Below are 610 nucleotides of genomic sequence, written 5' to 3'. Positions count from 1 at the left end.
ACCTGGAGTGCAAGATCCTACCGAGGCGAAACGCATTATTGGCGCAACGGCATCCCTGGGGTTTTATCAATTAAAAGCTGTGGGTGGGCAAACCTTTAATTTACAGACGGGCGGTACTATAAAACTCGACCCTGTGCCAATTTTTACCGGTGAGCATATTAATAACGCTCATGCTTGGCGCGACGATTGGAGCAAACCGCTAGTGCAGTTAAGCCTTGATAGCCAAGGCGGCGATGCTATGTCGGCATTTTCTAAAGCTAATATAGGTAAACCTATGGCGACGGTTTACTCAGAGTATTCGCAAAATGCTAAAGGAGAGGTAGTTAAAAAGAGTGAGGTTATTAATGTAGCCAATATTGCTCAGCACTTAAGTTCGCGTTTTAGCATAACCAATATGCAAAGCCCACAAGCCGCGGCCGACTTAGCGCTATTGTTACGTGCAGGCTCGTTAAGTGCGCCGGTTACTATAGTGCACGAACAAACCATAGGGCCAAGCTTAGGCAGCGAAAATATAAGTAACGGCTTAGCCGCCCTAATGTTAGGTATGGGTATTACTTTGGCATTTATGGCTATGTGGTACAGACGTTTAGGGTTACTTGCAAACGTAGCA

The 610-nt window shown here is 45.9% G+C and carries 1 protein-coding gene; it reads left to right on the top strand.

The genetic code is table 11. The features are described from left to right. Positions 1-610 (top strand): SecDF P1 head subdomain-containing protein (locus AAEY62_RS20105; RefSeq protein WP_502935522.1); only part of this gene is annotated, 610 nt, incomplete at both ends.

The organism is Pseudoalteromonas sp. GW168-MNA-CIBAN-0100, assembly GCF_040309225.1.
In the GTDB taxonomy this organism is placed as follows: Bacteria; Pseudomonadota; Gammaproteobacteria; order Enterobacterales; family Alteromonadaceae; genus Pseudoalteromonas; species Pseudoalteromonas arctica.
Note: the sequence above shows the minus strand (reverse complement) of the source record. Positions and strands in the feature narration are given on the sequence as shown.